Source organism: Pseudomonas sp. R19M (assembly GCF_050312585.1).
In the GTDB taxonomy this organism is placed as follows: domain Bacteria; phylum Pseudomonadota; class Gammaproteobacteria; order Pseudomonadales; family Pseudomonadaceae; genus Aquipseudomonas; species Aquipseudomonas palleroniana.
Genome location: NZ_JBNPJV010000065.1, coordinates 1 through 18284 on the forward strand (window position 1 = coordinate 1; position 18284 = coordinate 18284).

The 18284-nt window shown below is 60.3% G+C and carries 17 protein-coding genes; 10 read left to right on the forward strand and 7 right to left on the reverse strand.

Annotated elements, in window-relative coordinates; genetic code table 11:
* Positions 1–134 precede the first annotated feature (134 nt).
* The 6 genes from ACQRBT_RS13755 to ACQRBT_RS13780 form a co-directional block, all read right to left on the reverse strand.
* A complete protein-coding gene (locus tag ACQRBT_RS13755) occupies positions 135–1472 on the reverse strand; it encodes an imelysin family protein (RefSeq protein ID WP_060754141.1) in 1338 nt (445 codons plus the stop codon).
* A 126-nt stretch (positions 1473–1598) separates the two neighbouring features.
* Positions 1599–3650, reverse strand: coding sequence for a putative bifunctional diguanylate cyclase/phosphodiesterase (locus ACQRBT_RS13760; RefSeq protein ID WP_104994667.1), 2052 nt, complete (start codon positions 3648–3650; stop codon positions 1599–1601).
* Between the two features lie 159 nt (positions 3651–3809).
* On the reverse strand, positions 3810–4013 hold the full coding sequence (locus ACQRBT_RS13765) for a hypothetical protein (RefSeq protein ID WP_104994666.1): 204 nt from the start codon (positions 4011–4013) through the stop codon (positions 3810–3812).
* Positions 4014–4141: 128 nt separating this feature from the next.
* Positions 4142–4738, reverse strand: coding sequence for a superoxide dismutase (locus ACQRBT_RS13770; protein WP_003212997.1), 597 nt, complete (start codon positions 4736–4738; stop codon positions 4142–4144).
* Positions 4739–4916: 178 nt separating this feature from the next.
* Positions 4917–5516, reverse strand: a complete 600-nt coding sequence (locus ACQRBT_RS13775; protein ID WP_104994665.1) for a LysE/ArgO family amino acid transporter — start codon at positions 5514–5516, stop codon at positions 4917–4919.
* A 5-nt stretch (positions 5517–5521) separates the two neighbouring features.
* Positions 5522–5923, reverse strand: coding sequence for an ACT domain-containing protein (locus ACQRBT_RS13780; protein ID WP_244385179.1), 402 nt, complete (start codon positions 5921–5923; stop codon positions 5522–5524).
* Between the two features lie 116 nt (positions 5924–6039).
* On the opposite strand from ACQRBT_RS13780, the gene ACQRBT_RS13785 reads away from it, so the two are divergent.
* The 10 genes from ACQRBT_RS13785 (at position 6040) to ACQRBT_RS13830 (ending at position 17127) form a co-directional block, all read left to right on the forward strand.
* Positions 6040–6936 carry a LysR family transcriptional regulator ArgP gene (locus tag ACQRBT_RS13785; protein WP_060754136.1) on the forward strand — a complete coding sequence of 299 codons (897 nt, stop codon included), beginning with the start codon at positions 6040–6042 and terminating at the stop codon, positions 6934–6936.
* Between the two features lie 96 nt (positions 6937–7032).
* A complete protein-coding gene (locus ACQRBT_RS13790) occupies positions 7033–8031 on the forward strand; it encodes an NAD-dependent epimerase/dehydratase family protein (protein WP_412047404.1) in 999 nt (332 codons plus the stop codon).
* Between the two features lie 127 nt (positions 8032–8158).
* Positions 8159–8983, forward strand: coding sequence for an ATPase (locus ACQRBT_RS13795; RefSeq protein WP_090368934.1), 825 nt, complete (start codon positions 8159–8161; stop codon positions 8981–8983).
* Positions 8984–9095: 112 nt separating this feature from the next.
* On the forward strand, positions 9096–10355 hold the full coding sequence (locus tag ACQRBT_RS13800; RefSeq protein ID WP_412047403.1) for an AGE family epimerase/isomerase: 1260 nt from the start codon (positions 9096–9098) through the stop codon (positions 10353–10355).
* A 104-nt stretch (positions 10356–10459) separates the two neighbouring features.
* A complete protein-coding gene (locus tag ACQRBT_RS13805) occupies positions 10460–11746 on the forward strand; it encodes an ABC transporter substrate-binding protein (RefSeq protein ID WP_412047402.1) in 1287 nt (428 codons plus the stop codon).
* Between the two features lie 92 nt (positions 11747–11838).
* The gene (locus tag ACQRBT_RS13810) at positions 11839–12747 is read left to right on the forward strand and encodes a carbohydrate ABC transporter permease (protein WP_060754131.1); all 909 of its coding nucleotides are present in this window, start codon (positions 11839–11841) and stop codon (positions 12745–12747) included.
* Positions 12740–13585: a carbohydrate ABC transporter permease gene (locus tag ACQRBT_RS13815; protein ID WP_060754130.1), complete on the forward strand. Its 846-nt coding sequence runs from the start codon at positions 12740–12742 to the stop codon at positions 13583–13585. Before ACQRBT_RS13810 ends, ACQRBT_RS13815 begins: the two co-directional genes overlap by 8 nt.
* A 2-nt stretch (positions 13586–13587) precedes the next feature.
* Positions 13588–14748 carry an ABC transporter ATP-binding protein gene (locus ACQRBT_RS13820; protein WP_104994660.1) on the forward strand — a complete coding sequence of 387 codons (1161 nt, stop codon included), beginning with the start codon at positions 13588–13590 and terminating at the stop codon, positions 14746–14748.
* Between the two features lie 84 nt (positions 14749–14832).
* Positions 14833–16179, forward strand: a complete 1347-nt coding sequence (locus ACQRBT_RS13825) for a carbohydrate porin (RefSeq protein WP_104994659.1) — start codon at positions 14833–14835, stop codon at positions 16177–16179.
* 102 nt (positions 16180–16281) lie between these two features.
* Positions 16282–17127 carry a D-hexose-6-phosphate mutarotase gene (locus tag ACQRBT_RS13830; RefSeq protein WP_060754127.1) on the forward strand — a complete coding sequence of 282 codons (846 nt, stop codon included), beginning with the start codon at positions 16282–16284 and terminating at the stop codon, positions 17125–17127.
* 118 nt (positions 17128–17245) lie between these two features.
* On the opposite strand, the gene ACQRBT_RS13835 is transcribed toward ACQRBT_RS13830, so the two are convergent.
* Positions 17246–18106 carry a MurR/RpiR family transcriptional regulator gene (locus ACQRBT_RS13835; RefSeq protein ID WP_174554056.1) on the reverse strand — a complete coding sequence of 287 codons (861 nt, stop codon included), beginning with the start codon at positions 18104–18106 and terminating at the stop codon, positions 17246–17248.
* Positions 18107–18284: the final 178 nt, after the last annotated feature.

The window sequence follows — 18284 nt, forward strand, 5'->3', positions numbered from 1 at the left end:
GGCGGGTCAGCAGATAGATCTTTCACTGAGCCACCGTCATCGGGAGCAAGCCCCCTCCCACAAGGGATTTGTGGTGGTAGATAGGGCGTATGAACAAGGCGACCCGAAGGTCGCCTTGTTCAATGCGGCACGGATCAGAACTCGTGATCCGCGTTATCCGGGTTCAGGTCGCTGATGCCCAGCTTGCCGGCGGCGGTTTCGATCGCGCCGGTCTGCTTGACCAGCGCGGCAATCGCGTCACGCACGATCTGGTTGCCTTTGTCATTGCCGGCGGCGATCAGTTGGTCGTAGTGCTCACCGTTGTTGGCGTGATCGACCATGACTTGGATCTTCGCTTCAGTGGCAGCCAGGTCAGCCTTCAGCGCAGCGTCGGCCGCCGGGTCAACCTTGGCCACCAGCGACGACAGGCTGGCGCCGGTCATTTGGGTGCCGTCGGTGCGGGTGTACTCGCCCAGGTAGACGTTGCGGATGCCTTTGGCATCGTAGAAGTGCGAGTTGTGGGTGTTGTCGCTGAAGCAATCCTGCTCGTCTTCCGGCGAGTTGGCTTCCAGGGAGACTTTCATGCGCTCACCGGCCAGCTCACCCAGGGACAGGCTGCCCATGCCGAACAACATTTTACGCAGGCCGTCGGTGGCAGGTTCCGACTCCAGGGTGGCGCGGTAATTGTCTTCGACGTTGGGCTTCCAGTTGCCGACCATTTCTTCCAGGTCGCTGACCAGCAATTGGGTCACGGCGCGCAGGTAGGTGCGACGACGCTCGTTGTGGCCGCCGGTGGCGCCGTCGCCGGTCATGTAGTCCGACGCCGGGCGGTTGCCCGCGCCTGGGCCGGTGCCGTTGAGGTCCTGGCCCCAGAGCAGGAACTCGATCGCGTGATAGCCGGTGGCGACGTTGGCTTCGGAACCCCCCAGTTCATTGAGGCTGGCGAGTTTTTCCGGGGTGATGTCCTTCACGTCGACCTTGTCTTCGCCCACCTGGATCTGGGTGTTGGCGATGATGTTGGCGTTGGCGCCCGGGTTGCCCAGGGCGTGCTCGTAGGATTTGTCGACGTAGTCGATCAGTCCTTCATCGAGAGGCCAGGCGTTCACTTGGCCTTCCCAGTCGTCGATGATGGTGTTGCCGAAACGGAACACTTCGCTCTGCAGGTACGGCACACGGGCGGCAACCCAAGCGGCGCGGGCGGCTTTCAGGGTTTCGTCGTTCGGGTTGGCGAGGAAGGTGTCGATTGCGGTCTGCAGGGTTTTCGCGGTGGATTCGGCGTCGCTGTACACCGCGAACACCATGTCGGCGTAATGCGCGACCACGGCCTTGGCGGCTGCCTCGTCGACCTGGCCAGCCGGAGCCGCCGCAGGTGCGGTGCTGCTGGCGGCTGCGGGTGCTTGAGGCGCGGCCGCCTTGTCTTTACCTTCGCCGCAACCGGCGAGAGAAATGGCAAGGGCCAGCAGACTGGCGGTGGCCAGGGGCATACGAATCATGGCGAACATCCTGCTTCGGTTGGGGTTGGGGCACGCGAGGGCGCGCAAAACTGCGACATAATGCGAAAGATTTGCATTTTGTGTAAAGCGTTATACGCGGGAAATATTTGGTATTGCTTTGCACGGTCAAAGAATCGCCGCGTTATTGCGCTCGGATTGTTTCAAGTACACCGCCAACTCACGGGCCGGCAGGGGTTTGCTGTAGTAGTAACCCTGCCCCTCATGGCAGCCCTCGGCGATGATGTAGGCCTCTTGCTCGGCAGTTTCAACGCCCTCGGCAATCACCTGCATGCCCAGGCTTTTGCCCAACTGGATGATGGCGCGCACGATGGTGGCATCGTCGTCATCATCGAGCAGGTCCTGGACGAAGCTCTTGTCGATCTTCATTTTGTCCAGAGGCAGGCTTTTCAGGTAGCTCAGCGACGAATAGCCGGTACCGAAGTCATCGATGGCGATCAGCGCGCCGGAGCGTCGCAGGCTCAATAAGTGCTGGGCGGCGGTGCTGATGTCTTCCATCAGGCCGGTCTCGGTGACTTCCAGCTCCAGGCTACGGGGTGGCAAGCGGTAGATCTGCATCAGGTTATTGACCACCCGCGGCAACTCGGTGTGGTGCAACTGCACGGTGGACAGGTTGACCGCCATGCGCAGCTCGGTGAAACCCAGGTCGTGCCATTCGCGCAACTGTCGGCATGCCTGGTCGAGTACCCACTCGCCAATCGGAATAATCGTACCGTTCTGTTCCGCCAGGGGGATAAACAGGTCGGGTGGTACCAGGCCGTGTTCCGGATGCTGCCAGCGGATCAGCGCTTCCACGCCGACCACGCGGTGGTCGCGGTAACTGATCTGGGGTTGGTACACCAAGTGGAATTGGTCCCGGCTCAGGGCATCGCGCAGGTCTTTTTCCAGTTCGCGGCGGCGGCGCATTTCGCTGTCGACGCTGGCGATGTAGAACTGATAGCGGTTACGCGAGCGGCTCTTGGCCAGGGTCATCGTTTGTTCGGCTTTTTGCAGCAGCTTCTCAGTGCTGTCGCCGTCTTCCGGGAACAGCGTGATGCCGATGGTAGCGCGCAGGCGGATCTGATCCTGGTCGAGGGCGAATGCCTCCTCCAGGTCATCCAGGATGCTTTGTGCCAGCTCGGCGGCCTCGTAAGGCTGCTCGATATCGGCCTGAACCAGCGCGAACTGGTCGCCCCCCAGGCGGGCCAGGGCGCCGAGGCGGCCGCTGTGGGCACGCAGACGGTCGGCCAGTGCCAGCAGCAATTTGTCGCCGGCCTGGTAGGTAAACTGTTCGTTGACGCTCTTGAAGTCGTCCAGCCCGACGCACAGCACTGCCACACGGCGTTGTCGGCGGCCGGCGTCGATCAGGATCTTGTCCAACTGCTCCTGCAGCTTCTGCCGATTCGGCAGGCCGGTGAGAAAGTCGTACTGGGCCATGCGCAGCAGGCTGGATTCGGCCTCATGGCGCAGGTGGGTATTGCGCTCGATGGATTCGAGCAACTGGTTGGCCGTGTTGATCCACAACCCCAGCTCATTGCGCTCATGGCCCTTGAGTTGGGGGATTTTGTGTTCGCTGGGCCGGTCCGGGTTGATTGATGTCAGATGTTCGATAATCCGCGACAGCGGTTTGGTCAGCAGCCAGTGATACACCAGGTACAGCACCAGGCCCATTGCCAAGGCGCGCAGTACGCCGGACACAAAGATGATCACCGAGCTGACAATAAAACCTTTGCCGTAGGTGGCCGTGTCCAGGGTGATGCTCAGGTCGCCGTAATATTCGCTGTAGGGGCCTTTGCCGACCAATGCGGTGGTGAAGGTGCGTTCCTGGCCCAGAATCAGGTCGGTCAGCCAGCGGGTGGGCGATTGCTGCAAGGCGCGGCTTTTTTCCGCGAGCATGGTTTCGTTGGGATGGCCAATGGAGGCCATGCGCACGGCGTCGTCCTGAAACAGACCCTCGATGACCTGCATACCCATCTCGCGATCCAGGCTGTAGACGGCCTGGGTCGAGGGGTCGCGAAACATGTCGAGAATGCGTTGGGCATCGCCCGCCACGGCCTGGTGTGTCTTGTAGGCATCGAAAACGATCTGCGCCACGCTCAACGCCACGCCCACGATCAATGCCGACAACAGCACAACCCGTAGCAACTTCACCGACAAGCTGTTTTTGAGTTCCAGCTTCAAAGGGTCATTCCTTGTTCCATGCGGGTAGCCTCAATATGCCATGAGTATTGGCAATCTCGGGGTGTCAGTCAAAGGAACATTGGGGCAAAGCAGGTTTGAAGTCGGTCATCAGGTGGTGCAGGGCGGATTTGCATCCGCCTGCAAGGGGCGCAGTCGGTATCAGAAGGTCAACGTACGCTTTGTCGTTTCTTGAAGACTCGAAAAATCCAGGTTTTTGTTTTGAGGCTCCAGCGCGTTGCCCAGCGCCTTGGCCAGTACATCGGCGAAGGGTTGGACAAGCGGGGTGACGGCGCTGGTGATATCTCCAGCGGCTTTGGCGACGTCGCCGATGAGGGGCAGCGCGGCGAGTGCTCCAATGGACATAGTTAATTCTCCGACAGGTATGAGAGGCGAATTCCTCTGCATGCCTGGGTGGCGTTGCCGGTTCGCTCAGTTCCGTCGCCCATGAAAAAGCCCGGCATTCGCCGGGCTTTTTCTACTGCAAGTGTTGCTTAGGCAGTAAAGGTCTTGCCTTCGAACTGCTCAGCCACGAACTTCCAGTTGACCAGGTTCCAGAACGCTTCCACATACTTTGGACGCACGTTGCGGTAGTCAATGTAGTAAGCGTGTTCCCACACGTCGCAGGTCAGCAGCGGGGTGTCGCCGCTGGTCAGCGGGTTGCCGGCGCCGATGGTGCTGGCCAGGGCCAGGGAACCGTCAGCCTTTTTCACCAGCCAGCCCCAACCGGAACCGAAGGTGCCGACGGAAGTCTTGGTGAACTCTTCCTTGAACTTGTCGAACGAACCGAACGCAGCGTTGATGGCTTCAGCCAGGGCGCCGGTCGGTTGGCCGCCGGCGTTTGGCGCCAGGCAGTTCCAGTAGAAGGTGTGGTTCCAGACCTGAGCGGCGTTGTTGAAGATGCCGCCCGAAGAGGATTTGACGATCTCTTCCAGGGTCTTGCCTTCGAACTCGGTGCCAGGCACCAGGTTGTTCAGGTTCACGACATAGGTGTTGTGGTGCTTGTCGTGGTGGTATTCCAAGGTTTCCTTGGAAATGTGCGGCTGCAGGGCATCGTGTGCGTACGGCAGCGGCGGCAATTCGAAAGCCATGATGATTCTCCTAATCAGGTCAGTTGCGGTGAGCGCAAGGCCGATCACGGGCGGCCAAACAAGCGCCGGGGAGTTTGAACTCTTTGCGGCGCAGGGTCCGGATCATAGCACCGGGGGTGTGGCAAAACCACGCAACAACTGTGTGGGATAGAGGTTCCAGAGCGTTTTGGAATATTCGTCAGGCGCTGATCAATTGATAGGCCACGCTGAACATCATCACCGCGACCAAAAGATCCAGCAGGCGCCAGGTTGCCGGGCGTGCCAACCAGGGCGCCAGCCACGCCGCGCCCAGCGCCAGGGTGGCGAACCACAGGAACGAGGCGCTGGCCGCACCGGCCACATAGGCGCCCGGTTCGGTTTGCTGAGCGCCCAGGGAGCCTATCAACAGCACGGTGTCCAGATACACATGGGGGTTGAGCAGCGTCACCGCCAAGGCACTGAGCAAGACAGCGCGCAGTGAACGCGCCTTGAAGGCGTCGCCGTGTTCCAGGCTTTGCTTTGAAAACGCCCGACGTAGCGCCGAGGTGCCATACCACAACAGGAACGCCGCGCCGCCCCAGCGGGCAATCGCCAGCAGCAGCGGGTTCTGGGCCAGCACCGTGGCCAGGCCGAACACCCCGGCGGCCACCAAGATGGCATCGCACACAATGCACAGGGCCGCCACCGGCAGGTGATGCTCACGGCGCAGGCTTTGCGCCAATACAAAGGCGTTCTGCGTGCCGATCGCCATGATCAGGCCAAGCGCCACCAGCAGTCCGTTCACATAACTTTGCCACATAAGGTTTACTCCGCGTCCGATGCCAATTGCCGTAAAACCCGCAGCGCGCGCTCGGCGTCGGCGCGGCCGACAAACAGGTGGTCGTGGTAGTAGCCGGCGATCACGTTGCAACTGATGCCGGCCTTGCCCAGCGCGCCGGCGAAAGCGGCGGTCAGGCCCACGGCTTCCAGGGCCGAATGCACGTTCAAGGTGATCCAGGCCGCGACATACTCGAAAGCCAAGCCGGCTTGTTGCGCTTGTTGGCGCTCGAGGATCAGGGTCAGGCCTTCCTGCTCGCGAAAGCTGCCGATGATCTCGCAGCCTTCGGGAATACGTCGGTCGGGCAGGGTGCAGAACACGTAGTCACCCTCATGCAACTGCGGGCTCATGCTGCGCAGCAGGGTTGCCAGGGCGGTTTCGCCAGCCATGTGAAGGTTCCTTTCGAACGTGAAGAGGTGAAATACGACGAAGCAATGCTGGTCATTTTCATCGGGTAGGCTGTATAAGAAAAACCAATATTGCTGATCGCTCATTAGAGAAACTGATGTTCGACTATAAATTGCTCTCCGCCCTGGCGGCGGTGGTGGAACAGGCGGGCTTTGAGCGCGGTGCGCAGGTGTTGGGGTTGTCGCAGTCGGCGATTTCCCAGCGTATCAAGTTGCTCGAGGCGCGCATCGGCCAACCGGTGCTGGTGCGGGCTACGCCGCCGACGCCTACGGATATCGGCCGGCGGCTGCTCAACCACGTCCAACAAGTGCGGTTGCTGGAGCGTGACCTGCAAAGCCAGGTGCCCGCACTGGACGAGGAAGGTATGCCTGAGCGGCTGCGCATCGCCCTGAATGCCGACAGCCTCGCCACATGGTGGGCGCAGGCGGTCAGCGATTTTTGCGCCGAGCAGCATTTGTTGCTGGACTTGGTGGTGGAGGACCAGACCGTGGGCCTCAAGCGCATGCGGGCCGGCGAAGTGGCGGCCTGTATCTGCGCCAGCGAACGCCCTGTGGCGGGAGCGCGCAGCCTGTTGCTCGGCGCCATGCGTTATCGCGCGCTGGCCAGCCCGGCCTTTATTGCCAGGCACTTTCCCGAGGGCGTGCGGGCCGAACAACTGGCGCGTACGCCGGCTTTGGTGTTCGGTCCGGATGATTTCCTGCAACACCGATACCTGGCATCCCTCGGTGTGGACGGTGGTTTTGAGCACCATTTGTGCCCCTCGTCCGAAGGTTTTATTCGCCTGACAGAGGCCGGCCTGGGCTGGGGCCTGGTGCCCGAATTGCAGGTGCGTGATCAATTGGAGAAAGGCGTATTGGTCGAGTTGTTGCCAGATAAGCCCATCGATGTGCCGCTGTACTGGCATCATTGGCGCAGTGGCGGGCAGTTGTTGGGGCTGTTGACCGACCATCTGGCCCAGGCCTGTGGCCAATGGTTGGTGCCCTATCAGCAGTAACAAGCGTCAAGCTGCAAGCTGCAAGAAAAGCTTGCGGATCGTTTTTAACTTGTAGCTTGAGGCTTGACGCTGGCAGCTGCATCCGTAGGAGGCTTCATGAAAATTCTGGTCACCGGCGCAAGCGGCTTCATCGGCGGGCGTTTTGCGCGTTTCGCCCTGGAGCAGGGCCTGGACGTGCGGGTCAACGGGCGACGTGCCGAGGGGGTCGAGCACCTTGTCAGGCGCGGTGCCGAGTTTATCCAGGGTGATTTGAATGATGCCGACCTGGTGCGCGAGCTGTGCCGCGACGTCGAAGCCGTGGTGCACTGCGCCGGCGCTGTCGGGCTGTGGGGCAAGTACCAGGATTTTCATCAGGGTAATGTGCTGGTCACCGAAAATGTCGTTGAAGCCTGCCTCAAGCAACGGGTCGGGCGCCTGGTGCACTTGTCGTCACCGTCGATCTACTTTGACGGGCGCGATCATCTGGGGTTGACCGAAGAACAGGTGCCCAAGCGTTTCAAGCACCCCTATGCCGCCACCAAATACCTGGCGGAACAGAAAGTCTTCGGCGCCCAGGAGTTCGGCCTGGAAGTGCTGGCTTTGCGCCCTCGATTTGTGACCGGCGCCGGCGATATGAGCATCTTCCCGCGTTTGCTGAAGATGCAGCGCAAGAATCGCCTGGCCATTGTCGGCGACGGGCTGAACAAGGTCGATTTCACCAGTGTGCACAACCTCAACGAAGCCCTCCTCAGCAGCTTGCTGGCCCCAGGTTCGGCGTTGGGCCGGGCCTACAACATCAGCAACGGCACGCCGGTGCCGGTGTGGGATGTGGTGAACTACGTGATGCGCCAGATGGACCTGCCGCAGGTCACCCGTTATCGGTCTTACGGCTTGTCCTACAGCGTGGCGGCGTTGAACGAAGCGTTTTGCGCGATGTGGCCGGGTCGTCCGGAGCCGGCGCTGTCACGCCTGGGCATGCAGGTGATGAACAAAGATTTCACCCTCGACATCAGTCAGGCGAGGCATTATCTGGACTACGAGCCCAAGGTCAGCCTGTGGACCGCGCTCGACGAGTTCTGCTCTTGGTGGAAGGCCCAGGACCCCGGCCTCAAGTAGTTTCACCAGCAGCGACACATCGGGAACCGAACTCGTGGTTCCGGGTCGACCAGTGCGCGGGGAACGCGGTTTATAATCCCGGCGCTCGGCCTTCCAGCTAGCCATCTCATTGATTCAAGGTAGATTCATGCGTAACGATGCCAACGACGAATTCGACAACGTTCCCACCCTGCGGGCCGATCAAGGGGATGACGATGATTTCGTGCCGACTCCCGCCACCTCCGTGCGCTCGCGCAACACCAAGGTGGTCAATGTCAAAAGAGCCAGCACCGGCCCGTTGTGGGCCTTGGTCGGCGCGCTGCTGATCGCCTTTGCCGGCCTGGCCTGGTGGAGCTTCCAGCAGATTTCCCTGATGGGCCAGCAGTTGGTCGCCACCCAGGAGAGTTTCGCGCGCATCAGCGAGGAAGCGGCGGGGCGCCTGCAGGATATTTCCGGCAAGGTCGTGGCCAGTGAGGCCAACGTCAACAACGGCAGCGAAGCGCTGAAGTTGCAGATCAAGCAGCTGGAAACCCAATTGCTGGAGCAGGGCAAGCAACAAGTGGGCGTGGCCGGTCAGGCGAGCGAACTGGACCAGCGCCTGGCGCAAATGACCACCAATGCCACGGAGCTTGCGAATGCCAATGCCAAGCTGCAGGGCCAGGTCCAGGCGTTGACCGATGCCGTCGCCAGCCTCAAGGCGGCGCAGGGTGAGACCAAGGAGCTGGCGAACGACGTGGCGGCCTTGAAGAAACAGGGCAATCCGAGCGCGGCCATCGCCCGCCTCGAGCAGGACCTGCTGGTACTCAAGAGCGCACAGGAAAACCAGCCCGCCAACAGCGACGCACCCACCAATAAAGAGTTCGACGTGTTCCGCATCCAGACCACGCGCAACATCACCACCTTGCAGAGCCAGGTGCAGAACTTGAATCAACGTCTCAATGCGCCAGCGGCCGCTACGCCGCTCGGTCAGTAAAGCTTGTCGGTAAATGTCACCGCTTGGTGACATTTACCATCAGTTTCGTTACTTGCCCCTCTTTCGCCCTTGTTTAGACTCGGTCATCCCATAAAAAAAACAAGGGCCACCCATGACCACCCAACCACTGCCTGCCAGCAGTTGGCTGAATGCACCTGCCCATCACGCCTGGCTTGCCGGCGAAGGACAGCGCCTGTTGGCATTTGCCAAAGCCTCTCGACTGCCTGACGGCTTCGGCAATCTCGATGACAAAGGCCAACTGCCGGCCGATGCCTACGCCGAAACCATGAACACCGCGCGCATGACCCATAGTTTCGCCATGGCCCAGGTCATGGGGCTGCCGGGTTACGCCGACCTGGTCGCCCACGGCGTCGCGGCGCTCAGAGGGCCACTGCGCGACAGTGAGCACGCCGGCTGGTTCGCCACCCCCAATGCCCGCGATGGCAACCACGGTAAAGCGGCTTATTTGCATGCCTTCGTCGCCCTGGCCGCCAGCTCGGCGGTGGTGGCCGGCGCGCCAGGTGCACAGGACCTGTTGAACGACGCCATCCATGTCATCGACCAGTTCTTCTGGAGCGAGGAGGAGGGCGTGATGCTCGAATCCTTTGCCCGGGACTGGACGGGTGTCGAAGCCTATCGCGGTGCCAACAGCAACATGCACGCCACCGAAGCATTCCTGGCCCTGGCCGATGTCACCGGTGATCGACGCTGGTTGGACCGGGCGCTGCGTATCGTCGAGCGGGTTATCCACACCCACGCGGCGGCTAATCGGTTCATGGTGATCGAGCATTTCGACACTCGTTGGCAACCGCTGCCCGGTTACAACGAAGACAACCCGGCCGACGGCTTTCGCCCTTACGGTATCACCCCCGGTCACGGTTTTGAGTGGGCGCGGCTGGTGCTGCACCTGGAGGCTGCGCGTCTGCAAGCCGGGCTGGTCACGCCGGACTGGCTGGTGAGCGATGCTCAAGGCCTGTTCGCCAGCGCCTGCGAGCACGCCTGGGCCGTGGATGGCGCCCCCGGTATCGTCTACACCCTGGATTGGAACCAGCGCCCGGTGGTACGCGAACGCTTGCATTGGACCCACGCCGAAGCCAGTGCCGCTGCCCAGGCACTGCTCAAGCGTACCGCTGATGCGCATTACGAGATGTGGTACCGACGCTTCTGGGAGTTCTGCGAGACCCACTTTATCGACAGGACCCACGGCAGCTGGCACCACGAACTCGACCCGCACAACCAACCCAGCAGCAACATTTGGGGTGGCAAGCCGGACCTGTACCATGCCTGGCAAGCGGTGGTGCTGCCCGCACTCCCTTTGTCACCCAGTATGACCAGTGCTTTAGGTCGGGGCCTGTATGTCACAAGCTGGTGACATTTGTGCGTCCCTTTGTTACCTGCGCCCTGAACATCCCTGTTTAAACTCCGTGCAGCGCAAGCTCTAGACTTGCATGCATAACAACAAGAAAAGGTACTCAGATGAACGCGATTAATCGCCTCGCCGTCGCTATTTCCATTGCCTCGTTGTTTCCCCTCAGTGCATTTGCCGCCGACTCGAAAGGCACGGTTGAAGTTGTGCATTGGTGGACCTCCGGCGGTGAAAAAGCGGCCGTAGATGTCCTGAAGGCCCAAGTTGAGAAAGACGGCTTCACCTGGAAGGACGGCGCTGTTGCAGGTGGCGGTGGCGCCACTGCCATGACCGTGCTGAAAAGCCGTGCGGTCGCCGGCAACCCACCAGGCGTTGCTCAGATCAAAGGTCCGGACATCCAGGAATGGGCATCCACCGGCCTGCTCGACACTGACGTGCTCAAAGACGTCGCCAAAGAAGAAAAGTGGGATTCCCTGCTCGACAAGAAAGTCTCCGATACCGTGAAGTACGAGGGCAACTACGTTGCCGTGCCGGTCAACATCCACCGCGTGAACTGGCTGTGGATCAACCCGGAAGTCTTCAAGAAAGCCGGTATCACCAAGAACCCGACCACCCTCGAAGAATTCTACGCTGCCGGTGACAAGCTCAAGGCCGCGGGCTTCATTGCGCTCGCCCACGGTGGCCAGCCTTGGCAGGACAGCACCGTATTCGAAGCGGTGGTGTTGTCTGTGATGGGGGCTGATGGCTACAAGAAAGCCCTGGTTGACCTGGACAACGCCGCGCTGACCGGCCCGGAAATGGTCAAGGCCCTGACTGAACTGAAGAAAGTCGCGACCTACATGGACGTCGACGGTAAAGGCCAGGACTGGAACCTAGAAGCGGGCAAGGTCATCAACGGCAAGGCCGGCATGCAGATCATGGGTGACTGGGCCAAGTCCGAATGGACTGCCGCCAAGAAAGTCGCCGGCAAAGACTATGAGTGCGTAGCCTTCCCGGGCACCGACAAAGCCTTTACTTACAACATCGACTCCCTGGCGGTGTTCAAGGTCAAAGACAAGGGCACTCAGGCCAGTCAGCAGGACATCGCCAAAGTGGTGCTGGGTGAAAACTTCCAGAAAGTGTTCAGCATCAACAAGGGCTCGATCCCTGTGCGCAACGACATGCTCCATGAAATGGACAAGCTTGGCTTCGACTCCTGCGCTCAGACTGCCGCCAAGGACTTCCTGGCTGACGCCCAGACCGGCGGCCTGCAGCCAAGCATGGCGCACAACATGGCCACCACCCTGGCCGTGCAAGGTGCGTTCTTTGATGTCGTGACCAACTACATCAACGACCCGAAAGCCGACCCGGCCGACACCGCCAAGAAACTTGGCGCTGCGATCAAGTCTGCGAAGTAACGGTTAGCACGGCTGGTCCTTGTGAGGGGAAACCCCCTGACTCCTCACAAGGCATGCTCTTGTAGTCCTTTTTCCCTGTACTGGATTTTCCCATGAGTTCTGTTGCTGTGTTCAGCAAGGCCTCGCCGTTCGATGCACTGCAGCGCTGGCTCCCCAAACTGGTGCTGGCGCCCAGCATGTTCATCGTTCTGGTGGGCTTCTACGGCTACATCCTGTGGACGTTCGTGCTGTCGTTCACCACCTCCACGTTCCTGCCTAACTACACCTGGGCCGGCCTTGCGCAATACGCGCGCTTGTTCGACAACGACCGCTGGTGGGTGGCGAGCAAGAACCTGGCGGTTTTCGGCGGGATGTTTATCGGTATCACCTTGGTGATCGGCGTGACACTGGCGATTTTCCTCGACCAGAAGATCCGTCGTGAAGGCTTTATCCGCACCATTTACCTGTACCCGATGGCGCTTTCGATGATCGTCACCGGTACGGCCTGGAAATGGCTGCTCAACCCGGGCATGGGCCTGGACAAACTCCTGCGTGACTGGGGCTGGGAAGGCTTCCGTCTCGACTGGCTGATCGACCCTGATCGCGTCGTTTACTGCCTGGTGATTGCCGCCGTGTGGCAAGCCTCCGGCTTCATCATGGCGATGTTCCTGGCGGGCCTGCGTGGTGTTGATCAATCGATCATCCGTGCCGCGCAGATCGACGGCGCCAGCCTGCCGCGCATCTACTGGAGCGTGGTGCTGCCCAGCCTGCGCCCGGTGTTCTTCAGTGCAGTGATGATCCTGGCGCACATTGCGATCAAGAGCTTCGACCTGGTCGCCGCCATGACGGCCGGTGGTCCGGGCTACTCGTCCGACCTGCCCGCCATGTTCATGTACTCGTTCACCTTCAGTCGTGGCCAGATGGGCATGGGCTCGGCCAGTGCAATCCTGATGCTCGGCGCGATCCTCGCGATCATCGTGCCTTACCTGTATTCCGAGCTGAGGACCAAGCGTCATGACTAGTCTCGCTTCCAAACCTGCCATCAGCCTGAGCCGCATCGCGATCTATGCGGTGCTGATCCTCGCGGTGCTGCTGTACCTGGTGCCGCTGGTAGTGATGCTGCTGACCAGCTTCAAGACCCCGGAAGATATCAGCACCGGCAACCTGCTGAGCTGGCCGACCGTGGTCAGCGGTATCGGCTGGGTCAAGGCCTGGGCCACCGTGGACGGCTACTTCTGGAACTCGATCAAGATCACCGTTCCGGCCGTACTGATTTCCACCGCCATTGGCGCACTGAACGGCTATGTGCTGTCGTTCTGGCGCTTCAAAGGCTCGCAGCTGTTCTTCGGCTTGCTGCTGTTCGGTTGCTTCCTGCCGTTCCAGACCGTACTGCTGCCCGCGTCGTTCACCCTCGGCAAGATGGGTCTGGCCAGCACCACCACCGGCCTGGTGTTTGTGCACGTGGTCTACGGACTGGCGTTTACTACACTGTTTTTCCGTAACTACTACGTGAGCATTCCTGACGCGCTGATCAAGGCCGCACGACTGGACGGTGCAGGTTTCTTCACCATCTTCCGTCAGATCATTCTGCCGATGTCGACGCCTATCATCATGGTCTGCCTGATCTGGCAGTTCACCCAGATCTGGAACGACTTCCTGTTCGGTGTGGTGTTCTCCAGCGGCGACTCCCAGCCCATCACGGTGGCGCTGAACAACCTGGTCAACACCAGCACCGGGGCCAAGGAATATAACGTGGATATGGCGGCGGCGATGATCGCCGGGCTGCCGACCCTGCTGGTCTATGTGATCGCAGGCAAGTATTTCGTGCGCGGCCTCACGGCTGGCGCGGTCAAGGGGTAATCATGGCTACGCTTGAACTTCGCAATGTAAACAAGACCTATGGCGCCGGCTTGCCCGACACCTTGAAGAACATCGAACTGTCGATCAAGGAAGGTGAGTTCCTGATTCTGGTCGGCCCTTCGGGTTGCGGTAAATCCACGCTGATGAACTGCATCGCCGGGCTTGAGACCATCACCGGCGGCGCGATCATGATCGGCGATCAGGACGTCAGCGGCATGAGCCCCAAGGACCGTGACATCGCCATGGTGTTCCAGTCCTACGCGCTGTATCCCACCATGAGCGTGCGCGAGAACATCGAGTTCGGCTTGAAAATCCGCAAGATGCCCCAGGCCGATATCGACGCCGAAGTGGCGCGCGTGGCCAAGCTGCTGCAGATCGAACACCTGCTCAATCGCAAGCCGGGCCAGTTGTCCGGTGGCCAGCAACAGCGCGTGGCCATGGGCCGTGCCCTGGCGCGTCGTCCGAAGATCTACCTGTTCGACGAACCGCTGTCCAACCTCGACGCCAAGCTGCGGGTCGAGATGCGCACCGAAATGAAACTGATGCACCAGCGCCTGAAAACCACCACGGTCTACGTGACCCACGACCAGATCGAAGCGATGACCCTGGGCGACAAAGTGGCGGTGATGAAGGACGGCATCATCCAGCAGTTCGGTACGCCGAAAGAGATCTATAACGACCCGGCCAACCAGTTCGTCGCGAGCTTTATCGGTTCGCCGCCGATGAACTTCGTACCGCTGCGCTTGCAGCGCAAGGACGGTCGCCTGGTGGCGCAGCTCGATAGCGGCCAGGCCCGCTGCGAGTTGGCGCTCAATGTGTCGGATGCCGGCCTTGAAGACCGCGACGTGATCCTGGGCCTGCGCCCGGAGCAAATCATGTTGGCCAACGGCGAGGGCGACAGCGCGTCGAGCATTCGTGCCGAAGTCCAGGTCACCGAACCGACCGGCCCGGACACCTTGGTGTTCGTGCAACTCAACGACACCAAGGTCTGCTGCCGCCTGGCACCCGACGTGGCGCCCCAGGTCGGTGAGACCCTGACCCTGCAATTCGATCCGGCCAAGGTCCTGTTGTTCGACGCCAACACTGGCGAGCGTCTGGGCACTGCTGCCGCATCGCCTGCGCTCGGGCACACCGGCAACGTGGCCCAATTCAAAGGTCGTTGAGTCTATAACTTGTTGTTTTAGATAAAAAATGTAACCCGCGTTAGATAAAAACAGTTTAATAACAATAAAGACGAGGATGTAGGGATGAAAAAGCAACACAACAACACCCGGCTGATCTGCCAACTGTCAGCAGCAGCAGCCCTTGTACTGTCCGCCAATGCGATGGCGGCCGATGCATTCAGTGCCGATTCCAAGTGGATGACCGGTGATTGGGGCGGCGAGCGGACCAAGCTGATCGAGCAAGGTATCGACATCAAGGCTGACTACGTGGGTGAAATGGGCGCCAACCTGCATGGCGGCTACAACGACGACAAGACTGGCCGTTACTCCGACCAGTTCGGTCTGGGCGTGGCGCTGGACCTGCAGAAACTGTGGGGCTGGGACAACACCCAGGCCAAGATCCAGCTGACCAACCGTAATGGCCAGAACATCTCCAACGACCGTATCGGCGACCCGCGTGCCGGCACGCTGAGCTCGTCCATGGAAGTCTACGGCCGTGGCCACATGGTGCGTCTGACCCAGTTCTGGATCCAGCACCAAATGTTCGACAACAAGCTGGACGTGAAACTCGGTTACTTCGGCGAAGGCGAAGACTTCAATACCTTCCCATGCGACTTCCAGAACCTGTCGTTCTGCGGCTCGCAAGTGGGTAACTACGTCAACACCTGGTACAACTGGCCGGTGGCCCAGGCCGCCATCCGCTTGAAGTACAACATCACGCCAGAGCTGTATGCGCAAATCGGTGCGTACAACCAGAACCCGTCGCAGCTGGAGCACGGTAACGGCTTCAAACTCAGCGGCAGCGGTACCAAGGGTACTGTGATTCCGGTGGAATTGGTCTGGTCGCCGAAGGTGAACAACCTGCCGGGCGAATACCGTGTGGGTTACTACAAGAGCGCGGCCGACGCCAGTGATGTACGTGAAGACGTCAATGGTAACGATGCGGCCACCACCGGCGCAGCCTACCGTCTGCGCAGCAGCAAAACCGGTTACTGGTTCGTTGCGCAACAGCAACTCACCACGCATAACGGTGATGCTTCGCGCGGCTTGAACATTGCTGCCAACGCGACCTTTCACGATAAAGACACCAACCTGGTCGATAACTACCAGTCGCTGATGCTGGTGTACAAAGGGCCATTTGATGCCCGTGCCAAAGATGACGTCGGTATTGGTATTTCCCGTATCCACGCCAACAGTGATGTGAAGAAAAACTCCGAGTTGCTCAATGAGGCGGGTGGTTTCACCGACTACAGCCAAGCAGGTTACGCGCCTCTGCGTAACACTGAGTACAACGTCGAGCTTAACTACGGCATCCACGTCACCAACTGGCTGACCGTGCGTCCTAACCTGCAATTCATCAAGAACCCAGGTGGCGTCGACCAGGTCGACAACGCGTTGGTAGCGGGCCTGAAAATTCAGTCTACGTTCTAACGCTGTTGCGATAAGCTCCTTCTCTCTGTGCGCATTTTGCGGGTAGCCATGGCTACCCGCTTTTTTTGGGGCGCACTGTGATGATCTTCAGGACCGTGGCACATGCATGAGCATCCGCTGCAACGCTTTTTCAAATCCCTGCGCGAGCGTCCGGTATTCGCCTGGGAGCGCTTTCAGATGCGCGACGTATTGGTGATCGATCATCCGCTGTGCCAGGCGGTGTTCAGTCGCCAGGGGGCGCAACTGTTGCATTTCCAGCCGCACGGCCAGAAACCCTGGTTGTGGTGTGCAGCCAAGTGGCCACAGGTGGGGGCCATTCGTGGTGGTGTGCCGGTGTGCTGGCCCTGGTATGGCCGCCACCCGAGTGAAAACGCATGGCCGTCCCATGGCTGGGCGCGGCTGATCGACTGGAAGCTGCTCGACAGCAGCAGCGACGACGATGGTGTGCGTCTGCACTGGCAATTACGCCTGTGCGACTGGCAGGTCGACCTGCATGCGCACCTGGGCGAAACCCTGGAATTGCGCCTGAGCACTGAACATCAGGACGAGCTCCCTTGCCAGTTGAGCCATGCTTTGCACGCTTACTGGCGTATTGGTCACGTTGATGAGGTAGCGCTGTCTGGACTCGATGGGGCGCAAGGTTATGACCAGCTCAACCGTCAGGTCTGCCAGCAGGAAGGTGAGTTGCGAGTGGACGGTGGCTGCCAGCGGGTGTTCCAGCATGAGGGCGAATTGCATCTCAAAGACCATGCCTGGCAGCGCGAACTGTGTATCGACACCGGCGACAGCGCGGACACCGTGGTGTGGCATCCGGGGAGCCGGCCGTTGCTGGGCGTGAGTTTCAATGAGGCGTCGGGGTTTGTGTGCGTGGAGTCGGCAATGGCCGGAGCCAGCCTGGCGCCGGGGGAGAGGGCGCATCTGAGCTTGCAGGCCAGAGCCGGAGCTTAGATCGTTCCCACGCTCCGCGTGGGAATGCATCCAGTGATGCTCCGCGTCACGACTTTCAGCAGCGGACGCAGAGCGTCCAGGGCGGCGTTCCCACGCAGAGCGTGGGAACGATCAGTGGCTAGTTGAATTCGTCGCCCACCGGATACCGGCTGTCATTCAAGCTCTCTTTGATCTTGCGCAGATGCGGCTGGAAATCCACCCCGCGACGCAAGGTCATGCCGGTCGCCAGCACATCCAGTACCGTCAGTTGGATGATCCGCGACGTCATCGGCATGTAGATGTCGGTGTCTTCCGGCAGCGGAATGTTCAGGCTCACGGTGCTGGCCTTGGCCAGCGGTGAGTTTTCGGCAGTCACGCCCAGCACCGAAGCACCATTGCTGCGTGCGATACGCGCCACTTCCACCAGCTCGCGGGTACGCCCGGTGTAGGAAATGATTACGAACAGTTCGCCCGTATGGGCCACCGAAGCGATCATGCGCTGCATCAGCACGTCGGCATGCGCGGTCACCGCCAGGTTGAAGCGGAAAAACTTGTGCAGCGCGTCCATGGCCACCGGAGCCGAGGCGCCCAGGCCGAAGAAGTGGATCTGCCGCGCCTGGATCAGCAAATCCACGGCCTTGCTGATCAGGGCCGGGTCCAGGGCCTGGCAGGCGCTGTCCAGGGAGGCAATGGCGCTGCCGAAGATCTTCTGGGTATACGCCTCAGGGTTATCATCGGCCTCCACTGCGCGGCTGACATAGGCCGCGCCACTGGCCAGGCTTTGCGCCAACTGCAATTTCAGTTCAGGGTAACCGCTGACACCGAACGAACGGCAGAAACGGTTGACCGTCGGCTCACTGACCGAGGCGGCCTGGGCGAGGGCGGCGATCGAGAAGCGGGTGGCCTGCTGCGGGTTAAGCAGGATGACTTCAGCGACTTTGCGCTCGGCCTTGTTTAATTCTTCGAGGCGGTTCTGGATCTGTTCCAGAAGATTTCGCACGCGGTCCATTCAGTCTTTCCTTCGGGCGACGATGCAAATATTAAGGGCAGCAACCAATCGACGAGCGGCCCTTTGAGGTGGCCTATCCTACTGAGGGTAGCTGAACACCACCACTCGGAATGCGTATTTTGGGAAAATGTTGTGGTTATTACTACATTTTTCCTTGAGTGATGCCTTG